Below are 14567 nucleotides of genomic sequence, written 5' to 3'. Positions count from 1 at the left end.
GCACTCCGGGACAGCTGCCGAAGCACTCCGGGACACCTGCCGAGTCGCCGGCCTTCGGCCAGTCGGGGGACTCTGTGCATGATCCGGACCGAAGGGGGCACCCGAGGGCTTCGACAGACGAACCACGGTGACTAGGGAGGTTGTCCTCATGGCAGCGGCGCAGGTGACGGGCCTGGATCGGACGGACCGGACGGCAGCCACGACCATGGATCCCGGGGTGGGGGAGTTGCCTTGGGTGGAGGATGCGGGAAAGGTCGCGCCGAAGGACGCCCGCGAGCTCTCGAAGGTGTTCTTCGAGCAGCTCCAGGTACTGGAAGAGGGCACGGCCGAGTACCAGTACGCACGCAACACGCTCATCGAGATGAACCTCTCCCTCGTGCGCTTCGCGGCCGGCCGCTTCCGCAACCGGGGCAGCGGCGAGATGGAGGACGTGATCCAGGTCGGCACCATCGGCCTGATCAAGGCCATCGACCGGTTCGAGCTGTCGCGCGAGGTGGAGTTCACCTCGTTCGCCGTGCCGTACATCGTGGGGGAGATCAAGCGCTTCTTCCGTGACACGACGTGGGCCGTGCACGTGCCCCGCCGCCTTCAGGAGCTGCGGGTGGACATCGCGAAGGCCAAGGAGAGCCTGGCCCGCGATCTTGACCGCGACCCGACGGTGCGCGAGCTCGCGACGCATCTGAACCGGGACGAGGAGGAAGTGGTCGAGGGCCTGGTCGCGGCCAACGGCTACACCGCCGGCTCCCTCGACATGTCCGCCGACGCCGAAGAGGCGGGCGGCACGGCCGGGGGCCGCAGCCGCACGCTCGTGGACTTCATCGGCACGGAGGACCCGGGGATGGAGAAGGTGGAGAACCTTCAGTCCCTGGCACCGCTGATGGGCGAACTCACCGAGCGCGAACGGCGCATCGTCAGCATGCGGTTCGGCGAGGAGCTGACGCAGGCCGAAATCGGTGCCGAACTCGGTGTCTCGCAGATGCAGGTGTCACGCCTGCTCTCGCGCATCCTGACCAAGCTCCGTGCCGGCATGACCGAGGACCAGCCCGCACACGCCTGAGCTCAGGCGGTGTCGCGGCGGGGCCCGAGGCGGACCGGGCCCCGCCGCGGATGGATTCCCCCACGGGCGGGTGCCCGTCCGCCCGAGCCCGGATGCTGGAGGCGATCCGTGAGTTCCCTGTGCGAGACCGTGTTCATGAACCTGGAGATCGACGGATCGGAGCGCGTCCCCGTGGTCACGCGGCTCCTCTACGAGGCGAACGACCCCTTCGCGGTCCGCGTCTGCTTCGAGCTTCAGGAGGACGTGGCCGTCGCCTGGACCATCGAGCGCGACCTCCTGGCCCGGGGCCTGTGGCAGGAGGCCGGCGACGGAGACGTACGCGTCGCGCCCCACACCCTCGCGGGGCGGCGCGAGGTGCGCATCGAGCTCGCCGGGTGCGGCCTCGACGGCGAGTGGGGCAGCGCCGTGTTCTGCGCCTGGGAGCCCGCGCTGCGCGGCTTCCTGGAGCGGGCGTACGACATCGTGCCCCGCGGCGAGGAAACGGTCGATGTCGACGCCTTCCTCGCCGAAGTCCTGGCCGCCGGGTGACCTTGAGACCCGTTTGAAGTCCGCCGAATCGGCCAGGCGCAAGCTGTACCCGCAAAGAAATCATTCTGGAGGCGACGCCATGTCGGCCGAAGAGAACGCCGGTGCCCGGGCCGAACAGGCCAAGGGCAAGGCCAAGGAACTGATCGGCCGCATCACCGGAAACGAACGGCTCACCGCCGAAGGCCGTATCGACCAGGTCAAGGGTGAGACCCGCGAGGAGAAGCAGAAGGCGAACGACGCCTACCACCGCTGATCCCGGGCGGCTCGCCCACCCGACGGACGTGTGAACGCGCGGGCGCCCGCTCATGAAAGCGGCGCGCGCCCGGACGCGATACCCGAAACGGAAAGGGGACACCCTGCGATGAACGAGGACCTGTGGGGTTTCAAGGACACCAGCGGCCATCTCGCCGGGGTCGACCTGCGCGGTTGGAAGGTCGAGGCGGCGGACGGCGACATCGGCAAGGTGGACAACCACTCCGATGAGGTCGGCTCCGCGCACCTCGTGGTCGACACCGGGCCGTGGATCTTCGGGAAGCGGGTGATGCTGCCGGCCGGCACCGTCACCCGGCTCGACCCGGACGACAAGCGGATCCATGTCGCCCTCACCCGGGAGCAGGTGAAGGATTCGCCGGAGTTCCAACCCGCGACCCATCTCGACGACCCCAGTTACCGCGATCTGGTGGGCCGCTACTACGGCGCCCCACTTCTCTGAATTGCCTTGCCGCACCGCTTGGTTGGTGGCCCGCCGGAATGTCCGGCGGGCCACTTCCTTTTTTCCGCACCGCCGGTTTGCGCCCCGCTTTTCGAGGAAGGCGACATATCGGACCGGATGAACGGTTCGGGCCAATAACCGTCATGCGAAATGGAGTGAAGTGGTGTCTGTCGTGAAGAGTTCGCTGTCGGATGCGGAACTGAAGGTCGTCGGCCCGGCCCTGCAGGGAGCCCTCGTCGATCTGGTCGACCTGTCGCTCGTGGCGAAGCAGGTGCACTGGAACGTGGTCGGCCCGCGCTTCCGCTCCGTACACCTCCAGCTCGACGATGTGGTGACCACGGCGCGCCAGCACTCGGACACGGTGGCCGAGCGCGCCTCCGCGCTCGGTGTGAACCCCGACGGGCGCGCGGCCACCGTCGCGGGGAGCAGCGCGATCGGCACGGTGCCCGAGGGCTGGATCAAGGACTCCGAGGCGGTCGAGGTCATGGTCGTGGCGCTCGGCAGGATCGTGGAGCGGATGCGCGAACGCATCGCGGTCACCGACGAGCCCGACCCGGTGAGCCAGGACCTGCTCATCGCCGTGACGGCCGACCTGGAGAAGCACGCCTGGATGTTCCGGGCGGAGAACAGCTGAGAGCCACCGGCCCACGGAACGGGGGCGACCCCGGACGGGTCGCCCCCGCCGGGCCGGCGGCCGCCGGGATGCCGGAGGGGGCGAGCTGTACGAGGCTGGTGATGCGGGCGGCGGCCGGCCGTCCGGATCGAGAGACAGAGGAACGATGGAAAGCAGCGAGGGGCCCCGCAGCGGCCCCGGGACGGCGGCGCGATACGCGCCCTGGCCCCGCCCCAAGGACTCTCCCCCCGGCGCCACCGGATCGCAGGTCACCCTGCGCGTGAACGGCGCCTCCCACGCGGTCGAGGTCGACCACCGCACCACCCTGCTCGACCTGTTGCGCGAGCGGCTCGCCCTGACGGGCTCCAAGAAGGGCTGCGACCACGGTCAGTGCGGGGCGTGCACGGTGCTCGTGGACGGCCGGCGGGCCAACAGCTGTCTCCTTCTCGCCATCGCGATGGACGGCTGCGACGTCGTGACCGTCGAGGGCCTGGCGGAGACGGACGGCACGGACGGCGACCTCCATCCACTGCAACGCGCCTTCCTGGAACGCGACGCCTTCCAGTGCGGCTACTGCACCCCGGGCCAGTTGTGCTCGGCCGTCGGCATGCTGGCCGAGGCCGAGTCCGGCGAGCCCTCCGTGGTCACCGACCCTGAGCGGGCCCCCGGCGACCCGGTGCCGCTGACCGACGACGAGATCCGCGAACGGCTGAGCGGCAACCTGTGCCGGTGCGGGGCCTACCCGCACATCGTCGAAGCGGTGCGGGACGTGATCACGTGAAGCCCGTGTCCTATCTCCGCGCCCACAGTGTGGAAGAGGCGGCGGCCGCGCACGGCGGCCGCGAGGAGGCCCGCTACCTGGGCGGCGGCACCAACCTCGTCGACCTCATGAAGCTGGGCGTGGAGCGCCCCGAGGTCCTCGTCGACATCACCCGCCTCCCCCTGGACCAGGTGGAGGAGCGCCCCGACGGCACGGTGCGCATCGGGGCGACCGTCCGCAACAGCGACCTCGCCGCCCACCCCCTGATCCGCGAGCGCCACCCCCTGCTCTCGCAGGCCGTCCTCAGCGGCGCCTCGGGCCAGTTGCGCAATATGGCGACCACCGGGGGAAACCTCCTCCAGCGCACCCGCTGCGCCTACTTCCAGGACCTGTCCAAGCCCTGCAACAAACGGGTACCGGGCAGCGGTTGCGCGGCGATCGAGGGCGTCCACCACGACCACGCCGTCCTCGGCCACTCGCCGCACTGCGTGGCCACGCACCCCTCCGATCTGTGCGTGGCGCTCGCGGCCAGTGACGCCGTCGTGGAACTGGCGGGCCCCGGAGGCGGCCGGACCGTCCCGATGACCGAGTTCCACCGGCTCCCCGGCGACCACCCCGAACAGGACACCGTGATCCGCCCAGGCGAACTGATCACCGGTGTACTGGTGCCGCCGCTTCCCGACGGCGCCGTCTCCCGCTACCGCAAGGTGCGCGAACGGGCGTCGTACGCCTTCGCCCTCGCCTCCGTGGCGGCCGTGCTCCACGTGGCGGACGGCGAGATCCGGCACGCCGCCATCGCCTTCGGCGGCCTCGCCCACCGGCCCTGGCGCGCCCGGCGCACCGAGGCCGCGCTGCTGGGCACCCGGCCGAGCCCCGAGGCCTTCGCGGAGGCGGTGCGCGCAGAGCTCGACGAGGCCGTACCCCTGCGGGACAACGCCTACAAGGTGTCGCTCGCCCGCGACCTGGCCACCCATGTGCTGGGCTCGCTGACCACTTCGGCCTGAACGCCTCCGACGAGGCCCGCCCCCTGACCCGTCCGGGAGGAGAACCGCCATGGCTTCGCAAGCGAACGCGCTCGGCGCACCCATTGAACGCCGCGAGGGCCGCGCGAAAGTGACCGGCGACGCGCTGTACGCCACCGAGTACACGCCGCCGGGGTGCGTCCACGCCTGGCCGGTGACAGCCACCGTCGCGCGGGGCCGGGTCACCTCGCTCGACACCGCGGCCGCGCTCGGCCTGCCCGGTGTGCTCGCCGTCCTCACCCCCGACACGGCGCCCCGGATCGCCGAGTCCGACGACCCCACGCTCGCCGTGCTCCAGGACTTCCGGGTCCCGCACCACGGATGGCCCATCGCCCTGGTGGTGGCCGAGACTCTGGAGGAGGCCCGCGCCGCGGCCCGGGCCGTGCGCGTCGAGTACGAGACCGAGCCGAACGCCTCGATCCTCGACGACCACCTGGCGGACGCCTACCGTCCCGAGGAGGCAAACGGCGGCCATCCCGCGGAACGCCGTCAGGGCGACCCCGAAGGCGCCTTCGGGGCCGCGCCGGTCACCGTCGATGTGCGCTACCGGGTACCGCCCCTGCACAACCACCCGATGGAGCCGCACGGGGCGACCGCCCGTTGGCACGACGGCCGGCTGACGGCGTACGACACCAGCCAGGGCGCCGACACGGTACGCGCGGTCCTGGCCCAGCTGTTCAAGCTGCCCGAGGACCGGGTCACGGTCGTCAGCGAGCACGTGGGCGGCGGCTTCGGCTCCAAGGGCACGCCGAGGCCCCATGTCGTGCTCGCCTCCATGGCCTCCCTGCACACCGGTCGGCCCGTCAAACTCACCCTCGCCAGGCGGCTGTTGCCGGAGCTGGTCGGCCATCGCGCGCCCACCGACCACCGGTTGCGGCTGGGGTCCGAACCGGACGGCACGCTCCTCTCCGTGATCCACGAGGTCACCACCCACACCTCGCGGGTCAAGGAGTTCGTCGAGCAGGCGGCGGTGCCCGCCCGCGTCATGTACGACGGCAAGAGCATGCTCACCGCGCACCGGGTCGCCGCCCTGGACGTGCCCACCCCTTCCTGGATGCGCGCGCCCGGAGAGGCCCCGGGCATGTACGCCCTGGAGTCCGCGGTCGACGAACTCGCCGACGCGCTCGGCATGGACCCCATCGAGCTCAGGGTCCGCAACGAACCGGGCCACGAGCCGGACAGCGGGCTGCCGTTCAGCAGCCGCCATCTCGTCGAGTGCCTGCGCGAGGGGGCCGAGCGGTTCGGCTGGGCCGAGCGCGACCCCCGGCCCCGAGCCAGGCGTTCGGGCAGCCTGCTCCTGGGCACCGGAGTGGCCGCCGCCACCTACCCGGTCCTCGTCTCGCCGAGCCGCGCCACCGTCACCGCCCACCCCGACGGCCTGTACGTGGTGCGGGTGAACGCCACCGACATCGGAACCGGGGCCCGTACCGTCCTCGCGCAGGTCGCAGCCCAGGCGCTCGGCGTCGGCGTGGAGGCGGTCCGTACCGAGATCGGCACCACCGGGCTGCCCCGCGCACCGCTCGCCGGCGGCTCCTCCGGCACCGCCTCCTGGGGCTGGGCCGTGCACGAGGCGTGCGGTTCGCTCTCCCGCCAACTCCGGGAGCGCACCGGCCCGTTGCCCCCCGAGGGCCTCACCGCCTCCGCCGACACCGAGGGCTCGGCGGACGCGGAGTCGCCGTACGCCCGGCACGCCTTCGGCGCCCACTTCGCGGAGGTGGCCGTCGACACGGACACCGGCGAGGTACGGGTGCGGCGGCTGCTCGGCGTGTACGCGGCCGGGCGCATCCTCAACGCGCGCACCGCCAGGTCCCAGTTCATCGGCGGAATGGTGATGGGGCTCGGCATGGCGCTCACCGAGCGCGGCAGTGTGGACCCGGCGTCCGGCGCCTTCATCGGCAACGACCTCGCGGGCTACCACGTGCCCGCGCACGCCGACGTCCCCGCCATCGAGGCGCACTGGATCGACGAGGAGGACGAGCACCTCAACCCGATGGGCAGCAAGGGCATCGGAGAGATCGGCATCGTCGGCACGGCCGCCGCCATCGGCAACGCGGTCCACCACGCCACGGGCGTCCGCTACCGGGAACTCCCGCTCACACCCGACCGCGTCCACGGCGGGCTGTGACCCGGGGGCCACACGTTCCCCATATGGCCGAGGCGCCCGGGAACGGCCCGTGGCACCGGTCCCGCACGGGCCACCGGGCCGCTCGGGCCCCCGCGCACCCGGGGGGCCCACCTCGCGGCAGGCGGGACGCGGGCCGGGGTGTTTGACTGCCTGACAAGAGGGAGGTGGTCGGCCATGAGCGGGCACGACGCCGGGCAGGCCGGTGGCGGGGAGCGTCTCTTGGAGGAGCTGCTCGCGCAGGCCCACAGCGCCTCACCGATGGGGCTTCCGGTCCTGGTCAACCGCTGCGCCGAGGCGCTGGGTCTCGGCGAGGTCGTCATCTATCTGACCGACCTCCAGCAGCGCCGCCTCGTCGCCCTCACCGACGGCCTCCCCACCCTGGACATCGACGAGTCCGTGGCCGGCTGGTGCTACCGGACCGTGTCCCTGCGCGTCGAGGACGTGGACACCGGCGTCCTGTGCCTGTGGCTGCCGGTGGTCGACGGAGCCGAACGGCTCGGCGTGATGGGCGTACGGACCTGTTCCACGGACACCGTGCGGCTGCGGCGCTGCCGCATGCTGACCGGAATCGTGGCGATGGCCATCACGTCCAAGCGCGCCTACAGCGACAGCTTCGCCCGCCGGGCCCGCGTCGAACGCATGCAGCTCCCCGCCGAGATGCTGCGGGCCTTCCTGCCGCCGCGCACCATCGGCAACGACCACGTCGTCTCGACCGCGGTGCTCGAGCCCGCGTACGAGATCGGCGGCGACGCCTTCGACCACTCGCTCACCCAGTCCACCCTGCACGCGGCGATCCTCGACGCGATGGGCCACGATCTGGCCTCGGGCCTGACGACCTCGGTGGCCCTCGCGGGGTGTCGCAACGCGCGGCGGGCCGGGCTCGGCCTGATCGACCTCGTCGAGACCATCGACCAGGCGCTCGCCCAGTGGCTGCCCGACAAGTACTGCACCGGCATCCTCACCCAACTCGACCTGGATTCGGGGACGTTCCGCTGGTGCAACTGCGGGCATCCGCCGCCCGTCCTGATCCGGGACGGGGGAGTGGTGCGGGGGGCCCTCGAACGGGTGGCCCAGCCGCCGATGGGCCTGCCCGCCCGGTTCAGCGACGAACCCAGGGCCGTCCACGAGGTGGTCCTGGAGCCCGGTGACCGTGTGCTGCTCTACACCGACGGCGTCACCGAGGCGCGCACCGCCGGTGGCAAGGAATTCGGCATGGACCGCTTCACGGACTCGATCATCCTCGCCACCGCCGCGGGCGAACTGGCCGCCGAGTCACTGCGCCGCCTCATCCACGCCATCCTCGACAGCGAGGACAGCGACCTGCGGGACGACGCCACCATGCTGCTCATCGAATGGTGGCCCCCCACGACCAAGCCCACCCCGCGCAGGGGGTGATCCGCCGCTGCCCGAAGACCGTCCACCCTGCCGACCGGCCTGTTCGCGAGAAATATCCCGTATGCACCAAAGTGATAGGAACGCGTGAGCCGGGGCACAGGCATCCGTATGGATACGACTCAGACCCAGGCCAACGCCTCGACCCGTGTTCCGCTGCGCGCCGTCGCGCTCGTGTGCACCCTGTCCCCGTCCCCCGCCCCGTCCAGCTCCCAGCTCCTCGCCGAGCAGACCATGGCCGCGCTCGCCGATCACGGCGTGAGCGGGAAGGTGATCCGGGTGGCGGACCACGACGTCAAGCCCGGCATCTCGACCGATCTGGGGGACGGCGACGCCTGGCCGGAGATCCGCGACAGCATCCTGGGCGCGGACATCCTCGTCATCTCGACGCCGATCTGGCTCGGCCACCCCTCCAGCATCGCCCAGAAGGTCATGGAGCGCCTCAACGCGGAGCTGTCCGAACAGGACGACCAGGGAAGGCCGTTGATGTACGGCAAGGTCGGCGCGGTGTGCGTGGTGGGCAACGAGGACGGAGCGCACAAGGTGAGCGCCGACATCTTCCAGGGCCTCAATGACATCGGCTTCTCCCTCGCCCCGGGAGCCGTCACCTACTGGGTCGGCGAGGCCATGCAGAAGACCGACTACCTCGACCTGGACTCGACGCCCAAGGCCACGGCCGAAGCCACCGTCGCCCTCGCGGCGAACGTGAGCCACCTGGCCCGGCGCCTCAAGGACGCCCCCTACCCGGCCCCGTGAGCCGGCGGTCCGGGGCGCCGCGCGCCGGTGGTGACGGTGAGTGATCTGGAGAGGCGGGCGTCAGGGAGCCGACCTAGGATGACTCGGGTCGGGCCCTGCCCGGACAGGCGTTGACACGCGGTCCGGATGCCGAAGCGGCCCTCATCCGATCCACGCACCCGTGGAGGTCCCATGCGAATCACCCAGACCTGCGCGACGGCGGCCGCCGCCGTGGCGCTCGCCCTCACCGGAACGACCGCGGCGTTCGGCGCGGCAAGCCCCGCCGCCAACCCGGACGCGGCGTTCCTCCAGGCCGTCCACCAGGCCAACCTCACCGAGATCGCCGCCGGCAAGGATGCCCGCGCCCATGCCAAGGGCGACTGTGTGAAACAGGTCGCCGACGTCCTCGTGCGTGACCACACCGCGCTGGACGCCAAGGGCGCCACCCTGGCCAAGACCAAGAACATCTCCATGCCGAAGGCCCCGAGCGCCGCCCAGCAGCGCCAGCTCGACGCGCTGAAGCCGATGAACGGCACGGCCGCCTATGACACCGCCTGGCTGAAGGCCATGAGCAGCGGGCACCGAGAGGTGCTCACGCTGATCGACAAGGAGCTGAAGTCCGGCAAGGACAAGGACATCCAGGCCGCCGCCAAGGAGGCCCGGCCGGTCGTGGCCTCGCACCTGGACATGGTGAAGGACGGCGTCTGCAACGCCTCGCCCCACAGCAGCGCCAGCCCGTCGGCCCACAGCTACAGCAGCCCGTCGCCGAAGTAACCCCGCCGCCGGTTCTGTTCGCGTGCCCCCTCGCCCCTCGTGGGCGAGGGGGCACGTCGTGGTGGGCCCACGGCATCGCTGGGCCGTTTGGGTGGCGAAGGTCAGGGCAGGCGCGCTGTGTGCTTCGGAACGGAGGCACGCCCGCAAGGCCGTTCTCCCGGTCCGTGGCGTGCCGTGTCCGGGCGCGTGCTCGGGGCGGGGCCCAGCGGGGGCCGTGACAGCCGACCCGACGCCCGAGGAGCTCCGTATGCCCACCACCGTCCGCAAGCGTACGAGGAACCACGACGACGCCCCCGACACGGTGGAGGCCTTCGCGCGCCTGGAGACGCTCGAACCGGGTCCGGCGCGCGACGCCCTGCGGGACGACCTGGTGGCGCGGTGGCTCCCCATGGCCCGGCGGCTCGCGGGCCGTTACCGCAACCGCGGCGCGGAGCTCGAAGACCTCCATCAGGTCGCCGCGATGGGCCTCGTCAAGGCCGTCGACCGCTACGAGGCGGCGCGCGGCGCGTTCGAGGCGTACGCGATCCCCACCATCGACGGCGAACTGAAGCGGCACTTCCGCGACCACCTGTGGGCGGTCCATGTCCCGCGCCGGGTACAGCAGTTGCGCAACAAGGTGCGGACCGCCCGCCGCGATCTCCTGGACGCCCGGCCCGGCGAGCCCACCATCTCCGAACTCGCTGTCCGGTGCGGGCTCGACGAACAGGACGTGCGCGAGGGCCTCGAAGCGCTGGAGTCCTACCGCAGTCTCTCCCTCGACGTGGAGTCCCGGGGCGGCGACGGCGACGGGCCGGCCCTGGCCGACACGCTCGGCGCACCCGAGCGGGGCTTCGACACCGTCGTCGACCGCGAGTCGGTCAAGCCGGCCCTGCGCGCCCTGCCCGAACGCGAGTGCCGCATCCTGCACATGCGGTTCTTCCAGGACATGACGCAGCATCAGATCGCCGCGGAGCTGGGGATCTCGCAGATGCATGTGTCGCGTCTGCTGAGCAGCACCTGCACCCGGATCCGGAACCAGGCGCTCGCCGAATACCGCCACGCCGCCTGACCTCTCAACTGCGCTGAGCCAAGGCGGCAGTTGATCGCCCGGGCGTCTCCTTCGGGACCGCGTACGCCCCCGGCGCGATGCTCCGGTGCGTATGTTTTTGGCCAATGAGTGCGCGGGACGGAACCGTTCCGCGCACTCGCGCTCGCGGGGCGCTCCGCGCGCTCGTGGTGGCCTCGCCGGCCGGCCGGGGTGCGTCCCGGGCGGCTGCCCTGCCGGGGCGGGAAGGCAACGGCGGGTTCGCCGCCGGGAAGGCGCATATGCCGGGCCGACTGCGCGAACTCTCCCGCGCGCCCCCGATGTTCGCCACCGCGAAGTGGAGGCGGGGGAGTGGCGGAGGCATCCGCAGACCCCCGGCGGCTCCGCCCCCTTTCCCTTTCGTCCCGGCCGCTGCCCGGGCCGGCGCCGGGCCGTGCCCCGGAGCCGGTAATCGGTTTCTTTGCCTGGCCCTTACGGAGTTCGATTCCGGCCTCGGTGGCGGAACCCTTGTGAGCCGAGCGGGCGCCTGGTTAGGCTCCCGCTCGTTTCGATTCCTGCACATATTCTTCGCAACTTGACCAACTGTGGGGTGGCTGTGCGTGAACCGGAGTCCCTGGGCCTTCCAGGGACCTCTGCAGGGGCGGCGCTCTGATGGCCCCCGGCACCACGGCCGCCGACAGACGGGCGGCCCGTCGGCCGATGTCCCGTGACGTCCGGCTGTTCTGGTGCGCGAGCGCCGGTGACGCGCTCGGCACGCAGGCGTCCGGTGTCGTCCTACCACTGCTGCTCCTCGGCCTCGGCCACTCGGCGGCGACCGTCGGCGTGGTCGCTGGGGTGTCCACGGCGGCCGGTCTGCTGCTCGCCCCGATAGCGGCCGTCCCGGCCGACCGGGGTGCGCGCAAACCCGTGATGTTCTGGTCCGCGACGGTCTCGGCACTCGCCATGGCCGTCCTCACGGCCGCCGTAACCTGGGGCGACCCGCCGCTCGCGCTGCTGCTCGGAACGGTTCTGGTGGAACGGTTCTCCACCGCGGTGTACGAGGCCGCGGCCGCCGGCACCGTGGCGATGATCGCCCCACCCGCGGACTGCCCCCGCGTGGTGGCCGGCCTCTCGGCCGGGGACCAGGGCGCACTGATCCTGGGCCCGGCCCTGGGCGGCGCCCTCTATCAGGCGTCCCGCGCCCTGCCCTTCCTCGCGGACGCGGTGTCGTACGCCGTCGCCGCCGGATGCGTACGGGCGCTGAGTTCGGACCTGAGGCCGCGGCCGGGCACGGGCCCGTTGGCCGCCGCCCCCCGTTCGGAAGCCGTGCCCCGGACCGGCACGGCACGCCGGGTGCGGGACGAGGTGGGGGCCGGGCTGGCCCTGGTCCGCTCATCACCCTTCCTGCGGCTCGTTCTGGCCTGGACCGCCACCGTCAACGGCGTGATCGTCGCGCTCTACTACGGCGCGGTGTTCACCCTTCAGAAGGGCGGCCACGGCGGTGGGCCGATGGGCCTGGTGCTCGCGCTCTCGGGGGCCGCGGGCCTCGTCGGGTCGCTGGCCGCGCCGCGTGTCGTGGGCCGGATCGGTGCGGCCCGGCTGCTGGTGACGGTGTCCTGGCTGCTCGTCCCGCTCGCGGCCGGACTCGCCACGGCCGAGGGGCCCTGGATGTACGGCGCGTTGTTCGGGGCGTTCTGTCTGCTGATGCCGCTGGTCGCCGTGGTGCTCCAGTCCCGCGCCCTTCAGGAGACCCCGCCAAAGCTCCAGGCCCGTACGGGCGCGGTGTTGGCGAGTGCCGCCGGCGGTTCGGCCGCGCTGGCGCCGGTCCTGGCCGGGGTCTTCGTGACCCGCGCCGGCACGGCCGCACCCGCCGCGGTCTGCGCCGGGTCGCTCGCGGTGCTGGCCTGGTGGACGACCGTCGTACGCGGCCGGCTGACGGCGGTGGCGGCATGACCAGGAACTACCAGGTCTACCGCGCCGCGCTGCCCGAGGTGTGCGCCGCCCAGCCCACCAAGATGGTGTTCACCGCCGACGCCGACGGGCGCTGCGAGGTCTTCACCTGGGACGCGTCCACGCGCCGGGCCCGGCAGGTCACCGACCGCCCGCACGGCACCCTGCACGGCGCGATCGACCGGGACGCGCGGGTGTGGTGGTTCGACGAGGACGGCAACGGCTCCGGACGCTGGCGGCACCAGGCCTTCGACGGCGGCCCCGACGAGCCCGGCCTGCTCGGTGTGCCCGAGGGCGAACCGCGCGGCCTCGCCGTCGGCGACGGCGGGCGCGTCGCGATGGGCCTCGGCGACACCCGCTCGACCACCGTCCACGTCGGCCGGCGCGGCGGCGCGGCCCGCGAAGTGACGCGCGTCGACGGGCACGCCACCCTGTCCGGAACCACCCCCGACGCCCGCCTCCTCGCCCTCAGCGGCCCGGCGGGCTCGGCGCGGGCCGTGACCGTCCTCGCCGACGACGGCACCGTCCGCGCGGTGCTGCCGGGCGACGGCCCCGACGGCCGGCTCTGGTCCCTCGGCTTCGCGCCCGTCGTCGACCGCGTCGAGCTCCTCCTCGTGCGTGAGGTCAACGACCGCTATCTGCTGGCCAGTTGGAGCCCGGACGCGGGAGTCGTCACCCACTCCTGGTGCGGCTTCGACACCGAGATCACCGCCCGCTGGCACCCCGAAGGCCACTCGCTCCTGGTGCGCCAGGACCGGCACGGACGCAGCGCCCTGCACCGCGTACACCTGGCGGAGCGCACCGTCGAACCCGTACCGACACCGCGCGGAACCCTTCTCGACGCGGCGCCGCGGAGTGGCTGTGACGTGCACTTCCTGTGGACGGACACGGCGACACCGCCCCGCCTGGTCTCCACCGCGGGCACCGAGCTGCCGCCCACCCACGACCTGCCCGAGCGGGTGCCCGGCGAGCACCGGGACCTGTGGACCCCCGGGCCCGACGGCCCGGTGCACTCCCTGATCGGCCTGCCCGAGGGGCGGCGGGGCGCGGTGCCCGCGGTCTTCCTGGTGCACGGCGGCCCCGCCGACCACGACCGGGACGCCTACGACGGGGTGGTCCACTCGCTGGTCGCCTCCGGCTTCGCCGTCGTCCGCGTCAACTACCGCGGCTCCACCGGTTACGGGCCGCGCTGGCGGCGGGCGTTCGGCGAGGGCGTCGGACTCACCCAGGTGGCCGACCTCGTCGCGGTCCGCGCCGATCTCGTCGAGCGCGGTGTGGTCCGCGCGGACGCGTGCGGAGTGTGGGGCACCTCCTGGGGCGGCTATCTGGTCCTGCTCGCCCTCGGGCTGCACCCGCGCCTGTGGCAGGCGGGCGTCGCGGTCAAACCCGTCGCGGACTGCGCCGCCGCCCACCGCACCACCACCGCGGCCCTGCGCGCCCTGGACGAGCGGCTGTTCGGCGGCGCCCCCGACGAGGTGCCCGAGCGCTACGAGCGAAGCTCGCCCCTGCGCTACGCGGCCGCCGTCGAGGCCCCCCTGCTCGTCGCCGCCGCGACCCGGGACGCCAAGTGCCCGCCCGGCCAGGTGCGCGACTACCTGACCGCCCTTCGACACGCGGGCGTACGCCACGAGTCGATGTGGCTGGACACCGGTCACGACGGCTACGAGGCCGACGACCACGTGGCCGTGCTGCGCCGGGCGGTGGTCTTCCTCGACCGCGAACTGCGGCACGGGCGGCCCCGCACCACCCCCCAGACAACCCGCTCCGACCGGAGCGGGGAGACCGGACGGGCGCGCACATCGGCGCCCGCCGGAACAGGCACCACCCACACAGAAAGGAGTTCCGGCCATGCAGAAGGACATCATCCACAATGACCCGCTCGCGGGTGACGAGGAA

14 protein-coding genes are annotated in these 14567 nt (G+C 72.6%); all 14 read left to right on the top strand.

All coding sequences use genetic code 11. The features are described 5' to 3' along the window. The first annotated feature begins 148 nt into the window (after positions 1–148). The 14 genes from N4G70_RS31055 (at position 149) to N4G70_RS30990 (ending at position 14545) form a co-directional block, all read left to right on the top strand. Entirely contained in the window at positions 149–1057 is a 909-nt protein-coding gene (locus tag N4G70_RS31055; RefSeq protein ID WP_388722705.1) for an RNA polymerase sigma factor SigF, read from the top strand. 108 nt (positions 1058–1165) lie between these two features. Further along, entirely contained in the window at positions 1166–1585 is a 420-nt protein-coding gene (locus N4G70_RS31050) for an SsgA family sporulation/cell division regulator (RefSeq protein WP_261716096.1), read from the top strand. Positions 1586–1664: 79 nt separating this feature from the next. Continuing rightward, complete coding sequence (locus tag N4G70_RS31045; protein ID WP_261716095.1) at positions 1665–1838, top strand: CsbD family protein; 174 nt, start codon at positions 1665–1667, stop codon at positions 1836–1838. A gap of 108 nt (positions 1839–1946) precedes the next feature. After that, complete coding sequence (locus tag N4G70_RS31040; RefSeq protein ID WP_261716094.1) at positions 1947–2297, top strand: PRC-barrel domain containing protein; 351 nt, start codon at positions 1947–1949, stop codon at positions 2295–2297. A gap of 163 nt (positions 2298–2460) precedes the next feature. Next, on the top strand, positions 2461–2931 hold the full coding sequence (locus N4G70_RS31035) for a Dps family protein (RefSeq protein WP_261716093.1): 471 nt from the start codon (positions 2461–2463) through the stop codon (positions 2929–2931). Positions 2932–3076: 145 nt separating this feature from the next. Beyond that, positions 3077–3691, top strand: coding sequence for a (2Fe-2S)-binding protein (locus N4G70_RS31030; protein WP_261716092.1), 615 nt, complete (start codon positions 3077–3079; stop codon positions 3689–3691). Beyond that, complete coding sequence (locus N4G70_RS31025; protein WP_261716091.1) at positions 3688–4674, top strand: xanthine dehydrogenase family protein subunit M; 987 nt, start codon at positions 3688–3690, stop codon at positions 4672–4674. Before N4G70_RS31030 ends, N4G70_RS31025 begins: the two co-directional genes overlap by 4 nt. A gap of 49 nt (positions 4675–4723) precedes the next feature. Further along, positions 4724–6817 carry a xanthine dehydrogenase family protein molybdopterin-binding subunit gene (locus N4G70_RS31020; RefSeq protein WP_261716090.1) on the top strand — a complete coding sequence of 698 codons (2094 nt, stop codon included), beginning with the start codon at positions 4724–4726 and terminating at the stop codon, positions 6815–6817. 174 nt (positions 6818–6991) lie between these two features. After that, positions 6992–8212, top strand: coding sequence for a PP2C family protein-serine/threonine phosphatase (locus N4G70_RS31015; protein ID WP_261716089.1), 1221 nt, complete (start codon positions 6992–6994; stop codon positions 8210–8212). Positions 8213–8320: 108 nt separating this feature from the next. After that, entirely contained in the window at positions 8321–8965 is a 645-nt protein-coding gene (locus tag N4G70_RS31010; RefSeq protein WP_261716088.1) for a flavodoxin family protein, read from the top strand. A gap of 171 nt (positions 8966–9136) precedes the next feature. Beyond that, positions 9137–9718, top strand: coding sequence for a DUF4142 domain-containing protein (locus tag N4G70_RS31005; protein ID WP_261716087.1), 582 nt, complete (start codon positions 9137–9139; stop codon positions 9716–9718). Positions 9719–9965: 247 nt separating this feature from the next. After that, positions 9966–10766 carry a SigB/SigF/SigG family RNA polymerase sigma factor gene (locus tag N4G70_RS31000; protein ID WP_261716086.1) on the top strand — a complete coding sequence of 267 codons (801 nt, stop codon included), beginning with the start codon at positions 9966–9968 and terminating at the stop codon, positions 10764–10766. A gap of 675 nt (positions 10767–11441) precedes the next feature. Continuing rightward, positions 11442–12674 (top strand): MFS transporter, encoded by a 1233-nt coding sequence (locus N4G70_RS30995; protein WP_261716085.1) that lies wholly within the window; start codon positions 11442–11444, stop codon positions 12672–12674. Then, the gene (locus N4G70_RS30990; RefSeq protein ID WP_261716084.1) at positions 12671–14545 is read left to right on the top strand and encodes an alpha/beta fold hydrolase; all 1875 of its coding nucleotides are present in this window, start codon (positions 12671–12673) and stop codon (positions 14543–14545) included. Before N4G70_RS30995 ends, N4G70_RS30990 begins: the two co-directional genes overlap by 4 nt. Positions 14546–14567 lie beyond the last annotated feature (22 nt).

The organism is Streptomyces sp. ASQP_92, from assembly GCF_025399895.1.
Lineage (GTDB): Bacteria > Actinomycetota > Actinomycetes > Streptomycetales > Streptomycetaceae > Streptomyces.
The sequence above is the reverse complement of the archived record's forward strand: the minus strand, read 5'-3'. Positions and strand labels throughout refer to the sequence as shown.